The organism is Paenibacillus spongiae (genome assembly GCF_024734895.1).
In the GTDB taxonomy this organism is placed as follows: domain Bacteria; phylum Bacillota; class Bacilli; order Paenibacillales; family Paenibacillaceae; genus Paenibacillus_Z; species Paenibacillus_Z spongiae.
Genome location: NZ_CP091430.1, coordinates 6,283,124 through 6,306,768, shown reverse-complemented (window position 1 = coordinate 6,306,768; position 23,645 = coordinate 6,283,124). Strand labels below are relative to the sequence as shown.

Sequence of the window (23,645 nt, the reverse complement as noted above, 5' to 3'; positions counted from 1 at the left end):
AGCTGATTTTAACCTGAAGCATCGGCGGGTGTTTAATCTGGCTTGACGGACTCTGCCACGTAAAAAAAATGCCTGGCTGCTTTTTAGATTAAAGCTGCAAGGCATTTTACCTTTTTCTAGTATAGGGTAGGAATCGGAGGACAGGAAACGGCCTCGACATATCTTGGATCAATGCCGTAGAATACCCAGAACGCTCCGTTCCATCGGTAACCTGAAATTCCCTCATATTCTACCCGAGTCGGGTAAAACCAGAAGCTATCCCCATTCCATAGCCAGACATAAGTATATTCATATACGCAGTCGACCATATAGGATACAGCGGGTTGTTCCGGAACGAATGCAGGGGGAGGAAGCAGCGGCGGTGCGGTTCCTTGGGATCCCGGCGGTGGTAGTAATGCCAGTTGATTTCACTCCTTATGAATGATTTATTCGTTATATATTATGTAGGTGAATAACCATTTGACTGTACAGATGCCTAATTCTGAAATTGCGGTACACGGCAGATATCATTCAGATCCACTGCAGGAAGTTGTATAATGAAGCTAAAAGAAATAGAGGGAGTGCGGCGTTTCATGCAAAGAATTGCCATTGATATGGACGAAGTCGTAGCCGATTTTAACCTGAAGCATCTGCGGGTGTTTAATCTGGATTACAAAGAGAATCTCACGATCGAGGACTTGATGGGGACGCGTCTTAGGGAATTGCGTCCTCATTTGAAGAATGAGATTAGAGCTTACTTGGATGACCCTGCATTTTTCCGTGATTTGGAGGTCGTGAAGGACAGCCAGCAAGTCATACAAGCCTTAAGCGAGCGGTACGAAATTTTCATTACGACGGCGGCCATGGAGGTGCCAAGCTCTTTCACCGCCAAGTATGAATGGTTAAAAGAGCATTTTGGATTTTTGAATGAGATGAATTTTGTTTTTTGCGGCGATAAGAGCATTATCCGCGCAGATTATTTGATCGATGACAATGTCCGGCAATTTAAACGGTTTGCGGGTCAAGGGATACTGTTTACATCGCCGCACAATATCAACGAAACCGGATATGTCAGGGTGAATAACTGGCTAGAGGTTAGGGATTATTTCTTGGGCTGAGACCGGAACGGAACGTCACCCGATAATTGTTATGAGGGGTCACAATAAGAATCAGGCCATCTCTTCTGCGCGATAACCGTGGGATAGTGGCCTGTCTTTTCGAACGATGCATGATAATTGACGTATGGCAGGTGAGCGTGATGCTTCAATCTTATTTATTTCCGATTTCATTCGCGTTCCTGACTTTTCCGATAGCGGCCTTATTCTTTACATTGCCTTTCTTGATCGTTCAATACCGTAAGCATGGGTACATTAATAAGTATCGGGCTATACTGCTTTATTTGTTTCTATTATATATGATGAATGCTTTCTATCTTGTGATTCTTCCGCTTCCGGCAACGATTCACAACAAGCCTCTCCATGTTTCGTCCTATATGCAGCTGATACCGTTTCATTTCATTCAGGATATTATACGGGAAACCAGCGTTGAGATCGATCGTCCCGCTACATATATTCGGTTGCTTAAAGAACGGGCCTTCCTGCAAGTCATGTTCAACGTGCTGCTCCTGGTACCGTTCGGTATCTTCTTGCGTTATTACTTTCGGGTAAATTGGGTCAAATGTCTCTTTGCTTCGCTCGGCTTGTCGCTTTTCTTTGAAATTACGCAGGTGACGGGCATTTTTGGCATATATGATTATCTGTATCGATTTTTCGACGTGGATGATCTATTAACCAATACGGCAGGCGGCATGGCCGGTTATATCGCAAGCGAATGGCTTTCCAGACATCTGCCCCGCGTAGACAAACTGGACGAGAATTTGGATTTAACGAAGAAGCGGGTATCTTATACTCGCCGGGCATTGGCTTTTCTGATCGACTGGCTTATCTTAATGCCGATTCTTATCGTGCTTGTATTACTTGACGCTCCTTACCCTTATGTAACGATTACCGTCATCTACTTCATCGGGATCACGTATGCAACCAATGGTCTCACGGCCGGCAAATGGGTCGTCCGTATACGGTTAAAGGGAAGCGGTGAACGCATCAAATTAAGCGAGCTCGTCATACGATATGGACTTCTTTATCTTCTTGCGGGGGTAATGAACGTTTTCTATATCTGGGCAGGGATCAATCAACTTCCGGCCCTTTTCCTGATCGCGTATACGTTAGGCTTGTTCGGATTTAACCTACTCTGTGCCATTCATCTGCTTCGTTGTGTATTCAATCTCAAGCGGCATTTGTTTTACGAAGCGAAGAGCGGGACATCTCATGTGATTAGCTGACGAGCGGGACGGGGGACAGCAATAATTCAAGCCAAAAGAGCAGGCGCCGCGGCAGCCTGCTTCTTGAATTGGCTATTTTAGTCGTGTGAGCTCGCGGATTCGGTTTACGGGAACGGCTGTAATCCCTTTTTCCGAAAACCGTCATTCCGGGCTTAGTCGGCAGTGATCCGTTGGTTCCATCCCTGCTTTGATTATGACTCTACCTTTTCAATAAATCATGAACGAACAAGGACCGGCGCCCGGCGCATATGAATAGTGCCACCCCAAAAAACCATTACCCGGAAATCCAGTCATGCATAGTGCGGCCGATACGAATCTGTTACGCTTTGTTTAACAGGGAACGCACGCCATTGACGATTAAGGCAACGGAGAATACACCTACGGTTATGAAGCCTGCCCCGTCGAGCAGAGGTTCCAAGCTTGACGCCCATTCCGGTACAGAGACGAGAATTAAGCTGAAGCCGCCAACGACGCCGCCGAGGTTGTTTAGAAATTTATACATGTCGTTACACCTCCTCTAGCGATAATACACAGCTTATGCATGAAAGATTGATAGTGTGATAGACGGCTGGGGTGAAAGATCGCTAGTTGGCCTTGATTTCTCTTTCGTCTCAAAAGTCTTCAAAATAAATCCAATAAATTAATAATGAATAAGTTTACTTTGTTTATTACTGGTGATATGATGCGGATAACGGCGCTTTCGCTTAGAGAAAGGAGTCTCTATATGAGGAAGATACCGGTTCTACGAAACAGGTAGGATCGATGCCATGCGCCTCGGCTGGCAAGAAGGCATGGACCAAATGCTCAAGCCGCATGTATTCTGGGATTCCGATGTAGCCAAGTGGATGGAGGGCGCAGCATAGAATCGCTTCCAGGACCGGAGTGCGCATGAACTGTATACAGCCGGGCACGTGATCGAAGCGGCAATTGCCCACTACTATTCAACGAATAGTAAGCGCTTTCTAAATATAATGAAACGGTTCGCGGATTGCATAGACTCGGCTTTCAAGCTTAACGTGAACGAATATTATTCCACTCCAGGGGACCAAGAGCTTGAGCTGGCGCTTGTTCGCCTCTGGCAGGCTACCGGAGAAGAGCGGTATCTGGAGCTCTCCAAGCACTTTGTAGATCGCCGCTGGAACAATGCGCTTTATCGTCCTAACGGCTCGAATTATACAATCGTTACGATCACGACTATTCCCTATTTTGCCTATGCAAACCGGGAAGCGGGCGATATGGCGGTGTGGCTAAAGAAGGAATTCGCGCTGTCTTGATGGGGAAGTAAGAATGGACGCGGAGGAGTCCGGCCTGTAGGCGAGGCAATGGCTGGATTCTCTTCGCTCGCCATACATGAATGCTTTATTAGGAGGGATACGTTAATGAACCGTATGTATAATACCGTCTACGAAGGGGATCACGGCTCGCGCATCACCTATCCGCTCGGCGGCATCGGCTCTGGCATGATCGGCCTGGAAGGAACAGGCGCCCTGTCCCACATCTCGCTTCGCCATCACCCCAACATGCTGCATGAACCGATGGTCTTCTCCGCCGTTTGCATCAAGCACGCCGAAGGCAATATCGCCCGTGTGCTCGAAGGACCGGTACCGACCTGGAAAGTGTTCACCGGCACGGATCCCGGCAACGGCCTAGGCGGCAAGCATTATGGACTTCCCCGGTTTGCAAGCAGCAAGTTCCACGCCCGCTTTCCGTTCGGTACGGTGGAGCTGCTCGATTCCGAGCTGCCGCTGGATGTGAGCATCACGGGCTGGAGTCCGTTCATTCCGCTGCATGCCGATGATTCCAGCCTCCCGGCTGCCGGGCTGGAGTTCACATTCGCTAACAAAACCGGGGAGCGGCTGGAGATCGTCTATTCCTTTAACGCGAGCCACTTTATGAAAGCGGCGGATAACGCCGGTCACCGGGTGCTGCGCACGGAGAACGGATTCGTCCTGGATCAGCCCGCCATCGACGGGAAGCCGTGGGCGCAGGGGGGATTCAGCGCCGCGACCGATCAGCCGCAGACGATCGTCAATTGCGCCTGGTTCCGCGGAGGGTGGTTCGACCCGCTTACGATGGTCTGGAACACGATCGAATCGGGCGAATGTCCGGAGAAACCGCCCGTAACGGAGGGAATGCCAAGCCCGGGCGCGAGTCTTTACGTGCCGCTCACGCTGGAGCCCGGCGAGCGCAAGACGATTCGGCTGCTGCTGTCCTGGTACGTTCCGGAATCGGACTTGACCGCCGGCGTTCCAGCTGCAGCTCCGGGCGAGCTGGGAGATGCTGCAGGACATACAGGAATCGGCTATTATAAGCCATGGTATGCGAAACAATTCGGCGGCCTGGCTGCCGTCGCCGGCTATTGGTCGGAGCAGTATGACCGTCTGCGCGCGGAGAGCCGCACCTTCAGCGATTGCTTCTACGATACGACGCTGCCGGAAGAAATCAAGGAAGCGATTAGCGCGAATCTGAGCATCCTGAAATCGCCGACCGTGCTCCGTCAATCCGACGGACGGTTGTGGGGCTGGGAAGGCTGCCACGACGACAGAGGCGCCTGCCACGGCAGCTGCAGCCACGTATGGAATTACGCGCAAGCCCTTCCTCATCTGTTTCCTGAACTCGAAAGAGGGCTGCGGCTTACCGAATTCGGGGAATGCCAGGATGAGCGGGGCCACCAGAACTTCAGGGCTCCGCTGCCGATCCAGCCTGCGGATCATCTGTTTCACGCCGCAAGCGACGGCCAGCTCGGAAGCATAATGAAGGCTTACCGGGAATGGCGAGTTTCCGGCGATACGGAGTGGCTGAAGCAGCTGTGGCCGAAAGTGGAGCAAAACTTGCACTATTGCACCGAGACATGGGACCCGGACCGGATCGGCATTCTTGTCGAGCCTCATCACAATACGTACGACATTGAATTCTGGGGACCTGACGGGATGTGCTCCTCGATCTACTTGGGCGCATTGAAAGCCGCATCGATCATGGCAGAAGCAATGGGCGAAGCCGCGAACGCGGGGGAATACGACGCGCTTTACCGCAAAGGCCGGCATTATATGGAGTCGGAGCTGTTTAACGGCGAATACTTCGATCAGAAAATCGTCTGGACGGGACTCAGAGCTCCTTCCCCATTCGAATTGCAGTCGTTCCAATCTCATTATTCGCCGGAAGCGGTGGAGCTGATGCAGGAGCAAGGCCCGAAGTATCAGTACGGCAAGGGCTGCCTCTCCGACGGCGTGATCGGCGCTTGGCTGGCGGAGATGTGCGGACTCGGCGACATACTCGACCGGGAGAAAGTGAGAAGCCACCTTCTAAGCGTATATAAATACAATCTGAAACGCGATTTGTCCAAGCATGCCAATCCTCAGCGTCCGGGCTATGCGCTCGGCAGCGATGGCGGGCTGCTGCTGTGCACGTGGCCGAAAGGAGGCAAGCTGGCGCTGCCTTTCGTCTACAGCAATGAAGTGTGGACCGGCATCGAATATCAGGTCGCTTCCCACTTGCTTGCGCTGGGATGCATAGAGGAAGGGCTCGAAATCGTGCGGGTCTGCCGCGACCGTTATGACGGCCGCAAGCGCAATCCTTTCAATGAATACGAATGGGGCCACTGGTACGCCCGTGCGATGGCTTCCTACGCCCTGATTCAGGGTTGGAGCGGAATCCGTTATGACGCATGCGACCGGACGTTGTTCATTTCGAAGAGCAGCGCGGGTAAAGGGGATTACAGCAGCTTCTTGAGCACTGGAGGCGGTTACGGCACAGCCGGGATAAAGGATGGAAAGCCCTTCGTCCATTGCGTCTCCGGGGAAATCCCGGTCGAGCGCATCGAATGGGTATGAAATGAACACGTTGCTTAGATGAATAGACTCCGGGAGGACAAGAAATGGACGGTAAACAGGAAATCAGAAGAAAATCAGGCATCAAAGAAATTGCCGACCTGACCGGATTCTCCCCGACTACCGTGTCGCTGGTATTGAACAACAAAGGAACATTCTCCGATCAAACAAAACAAACGATCCATCAGGCATTCGCGGAACTGAATTACGATCGGGCCGTCTCCGAGGGCCGCCAGTTCATCAGGCTGTTGATCGAGGAGTCTTCCTCAAGCTTGCAATCCTATCCGTATAACAGCGAGATCATCCAAGCCGTCGAGAGCGAATGCCGGCGGCTCGGTTATGAAATCATCCTGACGTTCGTAAGAGAGACGCCCGATCCGGTCGCTTGGCTGGAGAATGTCAGCGGCTTGATCTTGGTCGGCGGCGGCTTGATTACGGATGAGCTTGTCGAAGAGCTGAGACAATCCGGATTGCCGCTTGTGTTGGTCGATAACTACTCGCACCGGGGAGATGTATTGTCCGTTCATTCGGATCATTATGGTGCGGGTTATATGGCGACGGAATATTTAATCGGTCAGGGGCACGAACGAATCGGCTTTATCGGCGGGCCGGCCAAATACAAGCCGCTGGTCAACCGCTACGCAGGCTACTGTGCGGCTCTGATGGCTCACGGACTGCCGTTTGTTCCGGAATACGTCGCTTTCCCCGGCGACCGCAAGTACATCAAGGGCTATGACGAAATGAAATCGTTGATAGCATTGCCCGAACGGCCGGGCGGCGTCTTCGCGGTCAGCGATAAATCCGCCTTCGGTGCTCTGCAGGCGCTCCGGGACATGGCCCTTGAACCCGGGCGCGACGTCCAGTTGATCGGCTGCGACAACATTCAGGGCCAGCAGGAGATTTTCGGTCAAATTCCAACCGTGCATGTGCCGCGCGTTGAAGTTGGCGTGATGGCGGTCCGCTTTCTGATCGAGGCGATGAAAGGGAATCTGCTCCAGGGGAAGATCGTTATCCCTGGGAAACTGATACTGCCCAGCGGCCAATGACCATCCTGTTAAAGGGGAACGAGGCGCCATCCGGGGCAAAGGATAACGTTCAATTTTTACAGTTTCTAGCGGGAGGACAATATGAGATGAGTCAACTGAATTTATCGTTAGATAAAAGCTTGGAGCCATTTATCAAAAGGATATCTTACGACCGCCTTGGTGCTGCAGAACCTGAAGTCATGCTGGAGAGAATTAACCGGAATTTGACGAAGGTTTCGCTGACCTTTCAGCTGGAAGAAGCGGTTCAGCAGGATGATTGGCAGCTGACGATCGAGCCGGCCTTTATTCCTGCCTTCCACTCTGCCCCTCATCTATCGCCGACAGACAGCCATATCATCGACCAGCACAGCTTCCGCTCCCCGGCTCTGATCGCGAAAGATGACAGGCGAGTATTGACGCTTATTCCCGACCTCGACATGATGTTAAAAGGTACGCAGGTCCGGTGGTATATGGATAATGATGCGCCGCGCAATGTGTTGAAGCTGGGCATGAGCGAGTATCGGGTCAAGGGGCATGTTCTCTACGAGAGAAAAGCAGGTGCGGCATACCGCCCGGGGACCGTAGAAATCGGATTTTATCTCATGACCTTCGAAGATTCAGAGGCGCTTCAGAATCCTTGGCGTCCGGTCCTGCAGTTTCTGTGGGAAAGATGGGGATCGCAGTTGTTTCAAGCCGGTGATCCTCTTGAATTGCCGTTAGACCGATTAGTGCAGTATACGTATCAATGGGCCTTCGATAATTGGGGAGAAAGCGTATGGCAGGAATTCGATCTGGACGGCACAAGAGTCGGAGCTGCAGCTTTTATCGTGAATTACACGCAAAGTCCCAACTATCCCGGTCCGGTGAACGAAAGAGAATTCCGTTCCATATGGAATCAAGCTTGGTTCAGCTCGCTTCGCTCCGCTACCGGCGTCTTTCGCTATGGCACGGAGAAGAACGATCCCGATTTGATCAGACGCGCCAAACTTACGAAGGAGCTGGCGTTGTCGGCACCTCAGCGGGAGGGGATTTTCCCGACGGTGATTGCAACGGAGATGGAACAGCTCGAGATCGGCGGCCAATTGGTGAACCGGTCGAAAGGCTGGGAGACCGCTTTCTGGGGAAATTCGAACCGGAATCCGATTCAAACATGGGGTTCGGTCAAGAATGCGCCTTACCATGTGCTCGATATGAGCTGGACGACCCTTTGGATGCTGCGGTGGTATGAAGAATTGGAACAGGACGACAGGCTGCTGGACTATGCGGTCCGGTATGCGGATGCTTTGCTCAAGCTGCAGGATGACAAAGGATTCTTCCCGGCCTGGTTGGACTACCATACGCTGCAGCCTATCGAAATATTGAAGGATTCGCCTGAAACGAGCGTTTCCGTTACATTCTTAATCAAGCTTGCCGAGCTGACCGGTCATAAGCAGTATGCTGAGTCCGCTCTCAGAGCGGCGAATATTGTGGCTGAAGAAGTCCTGCCGGCCGGCCGCTGGGAGGATTTCGAAACCTATTGGTCCTGCTGCACCTTCGCAAATAAGGAGTATGTCGGGCGTAAATTTGACCGGAATAATATGTACAAACAGTGCAACTTCTCTATGTTTTGGTCCGCGGAAGCATTCATGAGCTGCTATAAGCTTACGGGCGATGAGGCCTATCTGAAGCTGGGGGAGCGCTGCCTGGACGAAATGCTGATTTCGCAAGCTTCCTGGCAGCCGCCGTATATTCATGTGAATGCGCTCGGCGGATTCGGCGTGATGAATTGCGATGGCGAATGGAATGACGCCCGGCAAAGCTTGTTCGCCGAGATCATTCTGGATTACGGGATCGAGCTTGATCGGACCGAATATATCGAGAGAGGCATGGCCGCATTGAAATGCGCGTTCGTGATGATGTACTGCCCGGAGAACGCCAGAACCAAGGTTCAATGGGAGAGGGTATACCCGTACTTCAACGAGAAGGATTACGGCTTCATGATGGAAAATTACGGGCACGGGGGCGAAGTGAACGATAACGGAGTCGGGATCGGAGAGTTCACCATCTTCGATTGGGGGAACGGGGCGGCTGCGGAGAGTTACTTGCGGATCAAGGATCACCATCGGGAGCTTCTGACGCGGTACGGAATGTAAAATAGCTTTGTTGATTAACAGCTATTATATCAACAATTATTCGAAGGCAGCCGGCGATCGGCTGTCTTTTTCTCAACTATTATCTCTATAACAATAATAACATATTTAATGGCGGTAATTATTTATTGTAAAACGATAAATTTTGTGTTAAAGTCAAATTAAATTAAATAATAAGTGAGGGGCTTTTTATGGAACGAGGAACAACACTCTTTTTAAAGGCGGCCGTTATTCTTATCGGAATTCCAGTTCTTGCTTTGTGCATATTTGTGGTGCCAGAGATAGCGAATTTTGCCTCGGAATTGTATCCGGACCATAGTTATTTGAAATATCTTGTTTTAATCGATTTGTATGCAACGGCGGTTCCGTTTTACTTTGCCCTGTATCAAGCATTTAAACTTTTAGGCTATATTGACAAGGACAAAGCTTTCTCGGAATTATCGGTACGGGTTTTAAAGAATATAAAATACTGTGCCATTACAATCAGTGGCTTGTATGTGGCAGGCATGCCGCTCTTCTATCTTATAGCGGAGAAAGACGATGCCCCAGGTATCATAGTCATCGGAATGGTCGTGATTTTTGCCTCCTTGGTGATTGCCGTGTTTGCCGCTGTTCTCCAAAGGCTTTTAAAAGAGGCTATCGATATAAAATCAGAAAATGATTTGACGGTCTGAGGTGAATAACATGGCGATTATAATCAATATTGACGTGATGCTGGCTAAAAGGAAAATGAGCGTAACAGAACTTGCGGAGAGGGTTGGAATAACGATGGCCAATCTTTCCATATTGAAAAATGGAAAGGCAAAAGCGATTCGATTATCCACTTTAGAGGCGATTTGTAAGGCTTTAGAATGTCAGCCTGGAGATATTTTAGAATACAAAAGTGACGAAGACAGCATCATTATCGGTTAAATTCCGCATGACAGAATGGATTTTAAAAAACGGTGCAAATGTAAACGATGAAGATCCTGGCCCTTTTTGAATCTCCATAAAGAGGAGATAGACATCATTGAAACCAATCATACAACTTTTGCATTTTGGCTATCATCAGGCGATGAGCTGCATATTTCCTGTTGCAATCTTTGGAACTTTAGCTCTCTCCAGCGTAATCGAGGTACCTTTCATTCATCGGTATGATGCCATTCTGCTTATCCTTCTTGGCGTGCAATACCTCATGTACCGCAGCGGATTAGAGACACGCGATGAAATCAAAGTTATTTGCGTATTTCACCTCATCGGTTTGTTGCTGGAGTTATATAAGGTAAGAATGGGATCATGGTCATACCCTGAGCTTGGGTATACGAAGCTGCTCGGTGTACCGCTCTATAGCGGATTTATGTATGCGAGTGTAGCCAGCTATATGTGTCAGATCTGGCGGAGACTGCGGATGGACATGACCGGCTGGCCTGGGCTTACGACCGCAGCGCTGCTAGGAGGAGCCATCTATTTCAACTTTTTCACCCATCATTTTATTCCTGATTTTCGTTGGTGGCTGACGGCGCTTGTATTTATTGTCTTCCGGAAAACATGGATCATATATCGGGTACGGACCATAACATATCGAATGCCATTATCGCTCGCTTTTATCATTGTAGGTTTTTTCATCTGGTTAGCCGAAAATATAGCCACATTTTTTGATGCTTGGAAATACCCTGACCAGCACCAAACCTGGCAGCTGGTTAGTTTCAGTAAGATCAGCTCGTGGTTTCTTCTGGTAATCATTAGCGTCATCATCGTTGCACAGCTTAAATACGTTAAGGCTAGTCGAACAACGAACAATTCATAGTCGAGTTAAGATTAAGAAAACGTATAACGTATAACGATAGTGGAGGAGTTTACAGCTATGCAGCTCCTCCTACCTTTTTTTGAATAAATTGTATGCCGGGGCTGCACAATACTGCTGGATTCCTTATATGGCTGATAACGCGGCTGCCAAAAGCTGTGATCTGTTCTGAGGTCTCCAATAGACCTCAGAACAACGGCTTGATTAGCGAATAACAAATAATAATCATGAGCAGGATGGTAATGTGATTGAGTGAGTAGATAAACATCGATTTCGCCCACGCCGTCGCTTCCATACGGCGGTAGCCAATCAGGCTGAGCAGTATCCAGGTTATGCTGAGTAGGGCTGCCGTGATTGCGACAAACGGACTAAAAGACCAGAAGAGGCCGCTCGACATAAACAGAGCCACAAGATAAACGTTTGTCTGTACATAGGTCCGTTTCATGCCTTTGACGACAGGTAACATCGGAACTTTGGCAGCCTTATATTCGTCATAACGGCGAACGGCAATCCCGTAGAAATGGGGCATTTGCCATAATACCATCAAAGTAAACAGTGCGGCGATGCCGGTATGCGATAAATCGGAAGTAATGACGGCCCACCCGATCAGCGGCGGAGTCGCCCCCGAGAGGCTGCCGACCTCCGTATTGTAGACGGTTCTTCGCTTTGTCCACATCGTATACGGCACGACGTATAGAAACAACCCGAGAAAGCCGAACAGCGCCGCAAGCGGCGATGCGGCATACAGAGAAACCAGCCCTGCCACTGACATTATGCAACCGATGATCAGACCTTTCACCGTATCGATCTGGCCTGTCACAGTCGGGCGGCGCTTCGTCCTTTCCATGAGAATGTCAATGTCCCGATCATACAGATTGTTAAATGCGCCAGCAGACCCGATCACAAGCGCTGCGCCTATGAAGGCAAGAACAATATCGGCAATCTTGCCGAATAACGGCGTACCCGTCACGTATAACGCCATGCAAATTCCAGCAAACATGGCGATCAAATTCGATTTTATAATGCCAACTTTTATCGTATCCAGCAGCAATCTGGAGAACGAAACGGGCTGAAGGGTATAGCCCGCATCCATATGGTTTCCTTTCAATGCGCTCATGAATCTCACGCCCCCTGACAATCCTTAGTATTGTTTTAATCCTATCATAGAGTCCCCCGGTAACGTCCGGTTCTGGCAATCCATCACCGATCTGTCAAAATCTTTTGTCGCTTTTATGTCTTTGGACATATTTTATCACCAATTTAGGTATTGTCTGTCTTATTCAATTAAGTAACCAAGTCAAAATCCGCAAAAAAAAAGGCGATGCTGAACTTACGGAGAACTACAATCTAATATGCAACAGGAATGACAAGGCCCTTGCAAAGAAAGTGGTGAACATCATTGGACGCATTGGAGTACCGCATCACCGATGAGTGGGATCAAGCCCGTTGGAACGGAGCGGAACGAATCTACGAGCAAGCATTTCCCCTTGACGGCAAGAAAAGCCGCGACATTATTCGCCGCATGTTCGAAAAGGGCATGTGCCAGCTGCACACAATCGTTCAAGGCTCGGAAACCATTGGGATGGCGTTAACAGGAGTAGATCATCAAGCTAGCGCTTTGCTAATCGATTATTTAGCCGTTCGTCAGGATGTACGCGGAAGCGGATACGGCCGATTATTGCTGGATCGTATCAAGCAATGGGCGCGCACGATTGCGGGCTGCAAAGGGATCATCGTCGAAGTCGAATCCGAACCAACGGAAGAAAACAGCCGGCGAATCCATTTCTGGGAAACAAACGGCTTCCAGCTTACTGCTTATGTCCATCAGTACATTTGGGTGCCTGAGCCCTATCAGGCGATGTATGTAAACTTCGATGAGACTAATCGGTTGCCGGAGGATGGGAAGATACTGTTTCGCAGCATTACTCGATTTCATGAAAAGGCGTATCGTCGTATGTAGCCTTGTCCTGGCACACGCCATACGCCGGGAATGATCTGAAGGTCGACGGTAAATTTGACTCAAGAATGGAAGCCAAAGACGGCCGGTTGGCAGGCGATAAAGACAATTTCAAAAAAATATGCGGAAACGGTTAAAGAAGACTAAGAAACTTTTGCAGCCCTAGAAGCGCATGCCGACATCGGCATGCGCTTTTTTTTGTACGCGGGGCAATTGCATCCGTGGTTTGTTATCACGGGGGATTAAGTAATGTCAATGTTAAACATTTACTTGATCAGGGGAGAGTTGAACGTAACGAGCGATGCACAGCAGCTATTAGAATTACGCTGTTTTCGTAAGAATTGTTGCTATCTTGACCATACTGATAAAAGGTTGACTTTCAACTAGTACATTGGAGTTAAAGGATGGTTAATGTGAAAGATGAATTAAATATCTATTTAGATGAAACGGATACTCCGTTTTCAAGATACTATAGCTTAGATGATGTTCACCTAAGCTCTGATCTTGAAGATTTTATTTTGTCAAAGCAACACAGTGGTAGAAGAAAAGAAGTAGAAATATTTTTTTTAGGTCAGAATAATTTTGACGAAAAGACATTGCAGGCTGCCACACATAATACTTTTTCTAACATCTTGAAGGAAGAGAAATATACATATGCTAGAAATGTCAAAAAGGCTATTGTTTTGTTTGTGCTTGGTATTATTGTTGGGATGGTTTTCTTGAAGTTTTCAACTACTCATGCTTATATTGCAGGAGTTTTAAGCATTGTGTGTTGGGTTTTTATTTGGGCAGGTACAGAGGTTTATTTTTTTGATAATCAGCAAATCAAACAAAAAATTAGAAAATGCAGGAATATTCTAAATGCGAATGTGCGCAAAAAATAGACGATTCGTATCGCCCTACGAAGAAAACAGTCATAAATAAAATAAGACCTGGATTTATCAGAGGGATACATGTTCTTATCCAAAGCCATGGACAAGAACATGTATCGTTTGCCGAAAAGGACAAGAATATATATCGTTAGCCGCGGCCTATTCGTCGGCCATGCCAGTAAGCTAACGGGCGGCAGGATAGTCAAATAAATGTGATACCCTTAAATAAGCTGCTTGCCAGTTGGCAAACAGTTATTTTTATTGTGCAAATGATTTCCGTTAAATGAATGAATCGATAATGTATGATGTATCGGCATAATAATGCTGGCCAAAATGAAAAGAGTTTCATCGAGTTAGGGATATACCAGATTGAAACTGGGTTCTATCCCGATGGATTCGTGGAGGCTTTCTTTATTTCAATAGAGCACTTCAAAATAAAAGGAAAAGTCAAAGACCATGTAGTATCTCTTATGGATGTATTTTAATGAGTCTTTACAAAAAGAGAAGGGCTGGTTTGAGAGGATGGCACCTATGGCGAGATTTAGTAAGGAACAAGTGAAGGTGAAAAAAGGCCGGTTAATTGACCAGCCTTACATTGAGGAGTATCCCCGCATCAGGGGTTCTTTACACTCGAAGTACTTTTACCACTAACCTTTTTATTGAGCCTACAAACCGAGGTTTTGTCCATGAAGGAGAAACGAAAATCGTATACATTCCTAGTCGATTTCCCCCCCATAAATCAGTAATAATTCCATTGCCAATAACCGCTGTCTCATTCTTTTGGGTGCCGAGTATATCCAGAGCAGACATAAATGCTTTTTTCTTCGGTTTACTCGCTTCGAACATAGCCGGAATCTCATTAACCAGCTCGTTTCCTTGCGCAGGAGGTTTACTATTCGAGACGATAATCAGCTTAATCGCATATCGGGACTTAAAGTCTTTTAGCCATTTCATCATCAAATCCGATGAAAACTCAGAATTCTTCGGAATTAATGTATTAGTCCAGTCTAATATTATTCCTTTAATTCCTGCCCGCTGCAGCGCGTCTCCGTCTATGTCATAAATGGATCGCACAATCTGGGAAGGCCTGAAAATAGCCATAAGCTTCCTCCATTACAGTTAGTTACAAACAAAGCTGTATATAGGTTGCCTTTTCTTTCATTTTTAATACCTTTCTGACTGAAATGAGGTCTAGGAATATTCCTAACTAACGGGCGCGACAGCCTGCTCGTTTTATTAAACTAAAGGGCAGTAGAACGTGGTATTGTAGGAGTAAACTGCACATTAGGAGAACTAGTTTTATGATTGATAAAATAAAGACGTGGGCTAAGCAGCTAAAAAGAAAGGTCTTTGTACTTTATTTTGCATACAAGGATAACCGCACTCCTTGGTATGCAAAATTATTTGCCATATGTGTTGTTGCCTATGCCTTTAGCCCAGTTGATTTGATTCCAGATTTTATTCCCATACTAGGCTATCTAGACGATGTGATATTAGTTCCTCTTGGTGTTACGCTTGCATTGAAATTGATACCTAAAATGGTGATCCAGGATTGCACAGTAAAAGCAGAGGAACGAATAAAGCATGGAAAACCGAAAAATTGGCTTGTAGGAAGTTTAATTATTATAGTGTGGATAGTAGCCGTATTGTGGATTTCTATTGCCACATATCGGTATTGGTTGAACTAAAGGGAGACAATAGTTAAGATTATTATGATTGGAGCAGGCGCCGCGGCGACCTGCTCCAGTTCGTTGAAGTAACGGGCAGATTAGCGGAGAGTACAGATATTTCTTCTTCTACTCATTAGTGAGATAATCGGAGGAAAAGGAGTGATTTCAATGGATTGTTGCTCGCCTTCAAATAACACACAAGAGGTTAATATAAATTGTCCTTCATGCGGCGAAAAGGGGAGGAACGTGCAACTTATCACGCTCAAGTCATTGCTTAAAGCTAGTGTTTTAGAAACCATTGAACCTGAGAACACTTACGTATTTTGTTCGAGCCCCAATTGCTCTACCGTCTATTTTAGTGGGAACCACTCTCAAATATTCTCCGAGAGCGACCTAAAGATGCCTGTGTACCAGAAGAACTTAGGCTTTGATGTACCTGTGTGTTATTGCTTTGGCTGGACGCGAGAACGTCTCATCCAAGCGGCAGGAACCGACCAAAAACCTGCCGCCGACCAAATCAAAGTTCACGTTCAGGCGGGGCGATGTGGATGTGAGGTAAACAATCCCCAAGGGGCATGTTGCTTAGGTAATGTGAACGCTTTTGTACGGGGTATCAAAGAGGTGTAAGCTGTCACTCACATCACTTGGGGGTGTATACATGGCAAAAAAGAGTAAGTCAGAGGAACGAATGGAGCGCATGCAGCATCATATTCTAGTTTGCCGTGGACCGAGTTGCTCTCAAGCCTCCTCTGAAGAAGTATTGATAGCGATGCGTAAACATGTGAAAAATGAAAACCTTGATGAAACAGTGCGAATTACCGTTACAGACTGCATGTTGCGCTGCTCTCAATCTCCGACAGTTGTTGTCTATCCTGATGGAGTATGGTATCAGAAGATGACCCCTGAGTCTGCGGAGAAAATTATAAAGGAGCATCTGTTAAGGGAAGAGATTGTGGTGGAGAAGGCTCAATATTGTTTAGTCGATGGGAAATTCGTGCCTTGCAAAGTGAGAAAAGGCATTAGCAAATAATGTTAAGCTAACGAGTACTATAGTTGAATCGAGTACACAAACGAGCAGGCGCCGCGGTAGCCTGCTCGTTTTATTGAGCTAACGGGCAGGATAGTTCCAATATATGGTATTATTATTTAGGCCATAATTTTGCTCATTGAAGACATATATATAAAGGAGGCCATTCCTATAATGGAAGTCGGTATCAAGAAGTTTCTTGCGTTTTGTAGAAAACTGATACGTGGCCCGCACAATACGGAACTAAGCAAAGCACGTGTCAAAGTTGTAAATGAAAAAAGTGGGGAGGCAGAATTGAGTGGATTCAATATGAAGCGAATTGTGATATCGTTTTTTATAATCATTTTATTAGTTTTATTAGGTCTGTACGTAAAAGTAAAAATTGATATAAACAAGTTTGAAAATAAGATGCATGATTACTTAACAATATCTAAGGGCTACAAAGAAGAAGAGATATTAGGAATAAGAAGTGAATTAAGTAAGTTACCCAAATATCCGGTATACGTTACTTTCAAAGATGAACCTAACTTTACTTATACTTATGTATACTTGGGCTCAGAAAAAGGGTGGTTTCAATTCCCTCCTCCCGGTAACTATAATCCACGAGATTTTAAACATTTACAGGAGTCGGAACAATACTAATACGTCAACGCTATGATGATTCGTTCATCTAACGGGTACGATAGTTCAATGAACAGCAGAAGGATCCGCCTCGGCGGATCCTTCTTTACTTCTACACAAAATAGAGGGTTTTTGTACATATGTACTGATATGAAAATTTAAAAGATTTATAAATCGAAGGAAATAGGCAACCTTTCAGATCTTGAATTCGTCGCTATATATGTAACTATTTGTTAATGCGCAATTGAGGAGAGGGGCCAATATGAAGATATAATTGACACGTTTTCATACCCTTAATTATAGTTATAATTTAGTGTGGAACATAAAAATAAACAGTATTGATCCAAGGATAGCGAGAGGAACAGTATTCTACGGCGACACTTACTTAAATGAAATCACAACAGACGCACAAAACGGCCTCTGTCGTCGATGATCGGGCTAACTTATAGAGCACCAAGTGCGTACCTAGTCGGTACAGAGCTTGGTAAAAGGAGAGGATTAAAATAAAAAAATCAATACTTATTGCTGGAACTGCGCTATTATTGCTGACTGCAACGGCTGGAGTAACTGTATGGGCAAATTAAAGCGAAGGGAATACTTTACTATGAATTATCGTAAAGAAGATCTTAAAGAGGAACTCAAGTCCATTTCTAACTTCTTTAAGCGATACTGGGTGACCATTATAATTGCTATTGGTTCGGCAGTATTATTAGTTTCTTTATTATGGATACTTATTGTTTGGGTATCTCTAAGAACAGAATAATTAACAACTTAGAGATAGGAGGCGCTGAAAATCTTGGCATTGGTTAAAGGAGATTAATTCTGAGGTAATAATACTACAGCCGAGAATATAGAAATATGATAAAAAAAGGGGGGATTAATTGATCGGCAGTTTTGACCATGAAAAAAATTGCTACTTGCCATTAACACAATTAAATACTCCAGCAACCCCATACCATAGCCTCCACTACGTTCCGGTTCAGCAAAGATGATCTCGGTGTGGGCACAACGAAAACCACGTTGCACCCAAACCGAGATCATCTTCACGGCTGTTTTCACCACCTTCAATCGTCATCGCTGCGCGTTTATTAATCTCCTTAATTCAATTACTTATGGAGCCAGATCCTAGTTCACCGTCCCTAAATCCCAAGCGACCCCGGAACAAGCATCCGGGGTCGCTTGGGATTTTTTACGGGACTTGCAAGGAAGCTGACAACCTCTCGCGGCCATGCTCAAACATCATGGTTTTCTCCGCTTTCGCTATCGCTCCATCTGTCGCAACCCATCATGTTTTATGCAGCAGGGGGAACCATGATTCCTCTTTCGCTATCGCTGGGCGGGGATATCCCAAGAAACCTGTGTTAAAGCTAGCGCAACCGATGCCTTCATGGCTCTCCATGACCCCTCCGCTGGACCTGCTTCATTCGACATGGCTTTCCGAGATAGCCATCTCTAACGATTACTCGCCCAAAAGCCATATTTATATTCATGAAACGTTTCATACTAATGAAAATAGAATTGTTCCATCAGATCTGCCATATCTCGATTCAGTACGAACACTTTCGCTCACTCCATCTGCAAGGGTATTTTCCGCGTCTTCCTTGAAGATGAATTCGACAATATCGCCTTAAAACCGCTGTGGAATAAGGGTTTTTGGGTTATTTAGCAAGCCCTACATATAAAATCTGAAAAATGGTGAAGTTAAACCGGTCAAGCCAATTTATGCAGAGAGGAAGAAAATTACTCCTATGCCCGACAACGATAACCTCACTATTCATCCGTATACGATTGATCGCCTGTGCCGATCCAGAATCGATCCCGCCCACCTCACTTTTCAATCGATTGATAGCAAGGAGAGCGTGTTTTCTCGTACTTTGATCCTCCTAAAAGGTCACTCCTTGCCTGACTTTATTTATAAGCCGGTAAAAGACTACAGCAGTACGCTATTGACAATGGTCGAATTGAAAAAACAGCCGGACGGCAACAACGAACCAGAACCGAAACCCCCATCCAAGCCGCCAAAGCCGCCAAAGCCGCCCGGCCCGACGGTCGCCCCTGCCGGCCCGGCGAGTCGAGCCGAACCGATAATCGTCTCCTGGGATCTTTTTATCATGATCAAGTACCGGCAAGATTGGGAATCGAAGGGGTATGGCATCGGCGACCTGCTCTATACGACCACCCTGATGCCAAACGAAGAGTTAACTTTGGAGATAAAAACATGGGAGACCTCCAGGACCCAACAGGACGTAACCGATGAAACGGATCAACGAAACGTCAGCGACATTAAATCCACTAACTCGTCGTCAAATGAAACCTCTCAAGAGAACATGTCCAAAGAACATGAATATGTGGATGCCAAAGCAGGATACAGTGGCTTCGGTTTCTCGGCGGAAGTATCCGCGGGATATTCGTCCGACGTGATGAATAAACACGGAGAGATCGCTAAAAAAGCGGAAGAAACGTCCAAGCAATCAACCAGTGAGTACAGAGCGTCGCACAAAGTGAAGTTATCGCTTTCTCGCGAATCGGGATCGGAAACAAAAACAACGCGCAAGATCAGAAATATCAATCAAGCCCATACCTTGAATGCCAGCTTTTATGAAGTGCTGCAACAATTCGATGTGACGATGCGGCCCTACGATGTCACGTTACTCCTGCTAGGCGCGGAGCCGGATCTCGCTTCCAGGATCATCGGTGACTTTACGCTTGGCCACTTGATACGGCTCAGCAAATCTTCAGCATGGATACAGGATTTTATCGATTTTTATGGCGTCAGTCCCATTAAGTTAATCCGTGAAAGGTGGAGCCAGGCCCTTTATGACGGAGCTGGCGTCAAAATGGATTGGATGAAGGACCCCCTACAGATCAAACCGGAAGATCGCGAAGAATTTCGCAATACCATTCTGCAGTACGTACGTCCTGCGCCTTCTTGGATTGAACCGGATGAAAAAGGTGCGCTCCGATGGGGCTATGAGATCCTTCCCGGACAAGAGTTGCCTTTATTAAAGTACATCTACTCCTTTCACCCCTACAGCGTGCAGCAGATGGAGGCGCGGGTGATGGAGGAGAACAAGAGCATCGAGCTTGCTTCCGCCTATCAAAAAATCTTCAATCGGTATACGCAATTGCTCGTTCCGGAGTATTCAATTGAACTCATTCAGGGTGAGAAGGAACTGATGGTGATCAACTCCCCTTCCGTTACCCCGCTCGCCACAACAGCCAGTACGATTCTGTTTTCCGGTCCGTTTTACAATCAGCCGCTTGAAACATTGCACAACTTTGTCGAAGAGTGGGCCATCAAAAACATCACAGGACCACTGAAACAGTTGCAAGCCGATCTGTTGGAAAACCCGGATAGTCAGGCAAAAACATGGTCGGCCACAATGCCGACACAGGGAGTATACTCGGATGTAGCGCTGGGGATCTGTTCCGGCGCGGAAGATTACTATGAGATTCAGCGTCAATTCGATCTCGAACTGAAAAAATTGGAAGTGGAAAAGCTCAAGTTGGCGAATGAGAAGCTGAAATGGGAAAATCAACTCCTGCAGCAAGGAAAGAGTATCGAAACTGTGATCGTGCAAAACAAGACGGACAATACCAATCTGGAGCTCGACTTGACAATTGGCAAAGTGGATCTTCCCACACGGGTAGAAATCACAAAAACGCCGGATCAATAGACCTCAGGGAGATATTTGTATGGGAAACATTTTGGAAGACCTGCTTAATTACCCGAAACAGAAGCTAGGCATATTAGGGCTCGCTGAATTGGACAGGTATTGGGAACGAATTCAGTTAGGACTCGACCGAATGACCGCTTTGAATGAAGTGACGAACAAGTACATGAAAACAATTGCCACTCGCGGTACTCCTATAGAGTCAGAGGGGAGCAAGGTGCAGGTTCTTCCGCTTTCCGTTTCGTTGGCTGCTCTCGAAATCATGGCTCTATACGCAGCTTACGACGAGCTGGCAAAGAAGGAATATGCCGAGATCCGCCAGGATCTCAAACCCGATTTTGACAGCCGGGCGGCGTCCAAAGGTATGGCGCCGTGGCAATATTATCAATGGCTGCGAAAATACTATTATGCAAAAGGTGTCAAGAATCCGCCAAGCGAAGTGAACAAGATCAAGAGAGATTTCAAATTTCTGGGACGGATCGTAACAGGGGGAGTGCACCCGGATTTTGAAAAGGTGCTACGACAAGCGGAACAAACGATCAACGGATATGGAAAAGAGGTCGCAAACCAAATTTCCCAAGCGATCAGCAACGAACCAATCGGCGGCTTTGTCCCAAGACCCTTAAACAATGAGAAGTCGTTAAGCCTTCATGCGCTCGGTAGGGCCATCGATATCGATGCTCCCTGGAATCCTCATCTTATCGGAAACAAAGCGCAGGCCATCGATAAGATCTTGGAGGACGCGGGGATTCCGGAACGCGTAAAGGAAATCGTCGGAAGAAAAGAAGTGTCCAAGATGGATGAGAAAGATGCGGAAGAAAGCTATGAGAAAATAAAAAAAACCTCCGAAACCGTTCAGAAGTTTCTGGACGATTGGCTTCCCGAATGGGAGAAAGAACAGCAGGCAGAAAAACAAGAGCCCCCGGATAACGAAACGGACGACCAAAAAAAGAACCGCGAAAATCGGGAAAAGAAGCTCAAATTGCTTGAAAACCTGCTCATCGCGTTCGAAGTCTTGAAAACGAACAAGAAAGGAGACATTTTGCGTGACAAAAACGGAAAAGTGATTATCAATGTAAAGAAATTACAATATATCAAGCTCATTCAGCAAAAGGGCTTGATTACGATTCCGTTAGAATTATACAAAGCACTCGCCAAGCATGGTGCCCATCTTGGCATCGAATATCACGAGGCCAAAGACATCATGCATATAGAGCTTTCTCCTCAAGGCTGGTACGGGAATAAAAAAAAGATTGAGACAAAATAACTTTGAATTCAAAAATCCCAATGGAACCCGGCAGCCTTTGCCGGGGTATCCGGCTCATTAGCCGTCCTTTTAAGGACTGTTTTCATATTATCAGGTCAGCCGGGGAGCTAAGACGACATTACGACTGGTTGTGCCCCAGGCACCGTTCCAAGAAGGTGAACCAGAAAGCGTCTTAGTAAATGTACCAAATTCCAATACACCTGATCTAGACCGGGTGGTGGGTGGGGCATTGTCTCTTTGGGACGTGGGGGTGTTTCGAGTCAGCGTGTGCGATCCTCTCCTGATTGATCGCTCCTTTGGCCGGACTCGTCCACTGCAGGCGGCTCTATGCCGGTACTATGCTCAATATTGACTTTCCTTGCTCTCCATTTACAAATCAGTTCAAAAAAAAAAACAAAGCCCTGTAAAGGGGCTTTGTTCTCTGTTTCTTGGGGTATTAATTACTCCTCGTCTTCGTTATCATGGTTTTCATGATCGTGACTTTCATGTTGACCGTGATCGCCGTCATGGTCATCGTCATCATCATCGTCTTCGTCCTCTTGCTTGCCGTCATGGTGGTCATCGTCCCGGTCATCACGAGCGAATTGCTTTTGCTGCTTCTTCTTTGCTTGCTGCTCTTTATGAGCTTTTTGCCAAGCTTCTTGCAGTGCTTTTTTCTTAGCGATTAGCGCTTTTTTCTGCTCTTTTTGCGTTAGTTGATCTTTATTTGCGAGTTGTTCCTTCTGGTCATCTTGCTCTTTTTGAACGTTTTGAACGTTAGCATTGACGTCGTCATCATCTTTTTCTTGTTCATATTTCAACACTTCAAGCCGATCCGTCAATTTGATTTCGACTTTGATTTCCACCTTGGCCGGTTCGACGGCGAAATGCTTGAACAGCGCATCCAATACTTGCTGTTTATTCATGTTTTCTTGCAATTTGAGAGCATCCAGAAGCTGCTGGATAAATTGTGTAGCTTCGCTGCCTGTCAGGTGGTTTTCCTGATCCTGGCCGCGGTTAATTTCTACTTTGGACTCGACCTTGGCTTGTTCCCGTTCGAGCTCAATTTCAATCTTTAGGCCATTGCCTGCGATTTTAATTTCCAAGTCTTTCAGCTGATCGAGTTTGATCGGTCCTTCACTTGCACTCGGTTGAGCAGCTGCAGGCTTAGGCGCCGCAACAGCCTTTGGAGGGACAACGTATGTACCGCTTGCTGCAGTCGGTTTGTCCTCTGTTGTTGCGGACGAATCATGATCCGCGAAAGCGACGAATCCATAAGAAAGTACGATAGAGCATAGTGCACCGATTAGCATATAGGCAATTTTCTTCTTCAAAAATGGACCTCCTCAAATTTGCATGTATGTTTTTTGGTTCATGGCAGCCAATATATGAATTCGTCATGTAAGTCTGGTTTTTAGTCCGTTTGGTTCATTTCTTCTTTACAAAAATCTGCCGGATAACATGGAGATGTATGCCAATATTTTGTTTATTATC

Annotated in this window: 21 protein-coding genes; 17 read left to right on the top strand and 4 right to left on the bottom strand. The window is 46.8% G+C overall.

The features are described 5' to 3' along the window. The first annotated feature begins 572 nt into the window (after positions 1-572). Both L1F29_RS28400 and L1F29_RS28395 read left to right on the top strand, forming a co-directional pair. Complete coding sequence (locus tag L1F29_RS28400) at positions 573-1,097, top strand: 5' nucleotidase, NT5C type (protein ID WP_258385378.1); 525 nt, start codon at positions 573-575, stop codon at positions 1,095-1,097. Between the two features lie 140 nt (positions 1,098-1,237). After that, on the top strand, positions 1,238-2,320 hold the full coding sequence (locus L1F29_RS28395) for a VanZ family protein (protein WP_258385377.1): 1,083 nt from the start codon (positions 1,238-1,240) through the stop codon (positions 2,318-2,320). 319 nt (positions 2,321-2,639) lie between these two features. On the opposite strand, the gene L1F29_RS28390 is transcribed toward L1F29_RS28395, so the two are convergent. Then, positions 2,640-2,822 carry a hypothetical protein gene (locus L1F29_RS28390; protein WP_258385376.1) on the bottom strand — a complete coding sequence of 61 codons (183 nt, stop codon included), beginning with the start codon at positions 2,820-2,822 and terminating at the stop codon, positions 2,640-2,642. Positions 2,823-3,231: 409 nt separating this feature from the next. On the opposite strand from L1F29_RS28390, the gene L1F29_RS28385 reads away from it, so the two are divergent. From L1F29_RS28385 to L1F29_RS28355, 7 genes are all read left to right on the top strand, one after another. Then, positions 3,232-3,594, top strand: a complete 363-nt coding sequence (locus L1F29_RS28385; protein WP_258385375.1) for a beta-L-arabinofuranosidase domain-containing protein — start codon at positions 3,232-3,234, stop codon at positions 3,592-3,594. A 105-nt stretch (positions 3,595-3,699) separates the two neighbouring features. After that, positions 3,700-6,150 carry a GH116 family glycosyl hydrolase gene (locus L1F29_RS28380; RefSeq protein ID WP_258385374.1) on the top strand — a complete coding sequence of 817 codons (2,451 nt, stop codon included), beginning with the start codon at positions 3,700-3,702 and terminating at the stop codon, positions 6,148-6,150. Positions 6,151-6,194: 44 nt separating this feature from the next. Continuing rightward, positions 6,195-7,193 (top strand): LacI family DNA-binding transcriptional regulator, encoded by a 999-nt coding sequence (locus tag L1F29_RS28375; protein ID WP_258385373.1) that lies wholly within the window; start codon positions 6,195-6,197, stop codon positions 7,191-7,193. Between the two features lie 86 nt (positions 7,194-7,279). Next, positions 7,280-9,304: a hypothetical protein gene (locus tag L1F29_RS28370; protein WP_258385372.1), complete on the top strand. Its 2,025-nt coding sequence runs from the start codon at positions 7,280-7,282 to the stop codon at positions 9,302-9,304. Between the two features lie 188 nt (positions 9,305-9,492). Further along, complete coding sequence (locus tag L1F29_RS28365) at positions 9,493-9,975, top strand: DUF2975 domain-containing protein (protein WP_258385371.1); 483 nt, start codon at positions 9,493-9,495, stop codon at positions 9,973-9,975. Positions 9,976-9,985: 10 nt separating this feature from the next. Beyond that, a complete protein-coding gene (locus L1F29_RS28360; protein ID WP_258385370.1) occupies positions 9,986-10,213 on the top strand; it encodes a helix-turn-helix domain-containing protein in 228 nt (75 codons plus the stop codon). A gap of 142 nt (positions 10,214-10,355) precedes the next feature. Continuing rightward, positions 10,356-11,087 (top strand): DUF817 domain-containing protein, encoded by a 732-nt coding sequence (locus L1F29_RS28355; RefSeq protein ID WP_373876571.1) that lies wholly within the window; start codon positions 10,356-10,358, stop codon positions 11,085-11,087. 184 nt (positions 11,088-11,271) lie between these two features. Here L1F29_RS28355 and cyoE read toward each other — a convergent pair whose 3' ends face one another. Then, positions 11,272-12,201, bottom strand: coding sequence for a heme o synthase (gene cyoE / locus L1F29_RS28350; RefSeq protein WP_258385368.1), 930 nt, complete (start codon positions 12,199-12,201; stop codon positions 11,272-11,274). A gap of 282 nt (positions 12,202-12,483) precedes the next feature. Here cyoE and L1F29_RS28345 point away from each other — a divergent pair, with 282 nt between their 5' ends. Further along, positions 12,484-13,044: a GNAT family N-acetyltransferase gene (locus tag L1F29_RS28345; protein WP_258385367.1), complete on the top strand. Its 561-nt coding sequence runs from the start codon at positions 12,484-12,486 to the stop codon at positions 13,042-13,044. 410 nt (positions 13,045-13,454) lie between these two features. Beyond that, complete coding sequence (locus tag L1F29_RS28340) at positions 13,455-13,925, top strand: hypothetical protein (RefSeq protein WP_258389833.1); 471 nt, start codon at positions 13,455-13,457, stop codon at positions 13,923-13,925. A gap of 612 nt (positions 13,926-14,537) precedes the next feature. Here the strand turns inward: L1F29_RS28340 and L1F29_RS28335 are convergent. Beyond that, entirely contained in the window at positions 14,538-15,014 is a 477-nt protein-coding gene (locus L1F29_RS28335) for a YqeG family HAD IIIA-type phosphatase (RefSeq protein WP_258385366.1), read from the bottom strand. Between the two features lie 200 nt (positions 15,015-15,214). Between L1F29_RS28335 and L1F29_RS28330 the strand changes: the two genes are divergently transcribed. The 6 genes from L1F29_RS28330 (at position 15,215) to L1F29_RS28305 (ending at position 22,172) form a co-directional block, all read left to right on the top strand. Further along, complete coding sequence (locus L1F29_RS28330) at positions 15,215-15,601, top strand: YkvA family protein (RefSeq protein WP_258385365.1); 387 nt, start codon at positions 15,215-15,217, stop codon at positions 15,599-15,601. Positions 15,602-15,751: 150 nt separating this feature from the next. Beyond that, a complete protein-coding gene (locus tag L1F29_RS28325; RefSeq protein WP_258389832.1) occupies positions 15,752-16,210 on the top strand; it encodes a putative iron-sulfur cluster-binding metallochaperone in 459 nt (152 codons plus the stop codon). 31 nt (positions 16,211-16,241) lie between these two features. Beyond that, positions 16,242-16,613, top strand: a complete 372-nt coding sequence (locus L1F29_RS28320) for a (2Fe-2S) ferredoxin domain-containing protein (RefSeq protein WP_258385364.1) — start codon at positions 16,242-16,244, stop codon at positions 16,611-16,613. A gap of 171 nt (positions 16,614-16,784) precedes the next feature. Then, the gene (locus L1F29_RS28315) at positions 16,785-17,252 is read left to right on the top strand and encodes a DUF3139 domain-containing protein (protein WP_258385363.1); all 468 of its coding nucleotides are present in this window, start codon (positions 16,785-16,787) and stop codon (positions 17,250-17,252) included. A 1,727-nt stretch (positions 17,253-18,979) separates the two neighbouring features. Continuing rightward, positions 18,980-20,908: a hypothetical protein gene (locus L1F29_RS28310; RefSeq protein ID WP_258385362.1), complete on the top strand. Its 1,929-nt coding sequence runs from the start codon at positions 18,980-18,982 to the stop codon at positions 20,906-20,908. Positions 20,909-20,927: 19 nt separating this feature from the next. After that, positions 20,928-22,172, top strand: a complete 1,245-nt coding sequence (locus L1F29_RS28305; protein WP_258385361.1) for a hypothetical protein — start codon at positions 20,928-20,930, stop codon at positions 22,170-22,172. A 440-nt stretch (positions 22,173-22,612) separates the two neighbouring features. Here the strand turns inward: L1F29_RS28305 and L1F29_RS28300 are convergent, their stop codons facing one another. Continuing rightward, positions 22,613-23,485 (bottom strand): YusW family protein, encoded by an 873-nt coding sequence (locus L1F29_RS28300; RefSeq protein WP_258385360.1) that lies wholly within the window; start codon positions 23,483-23,485, stop codon positions 22,613-22,615. Positions 23,486-23,645: the final 160 nt, after the last annotated feature.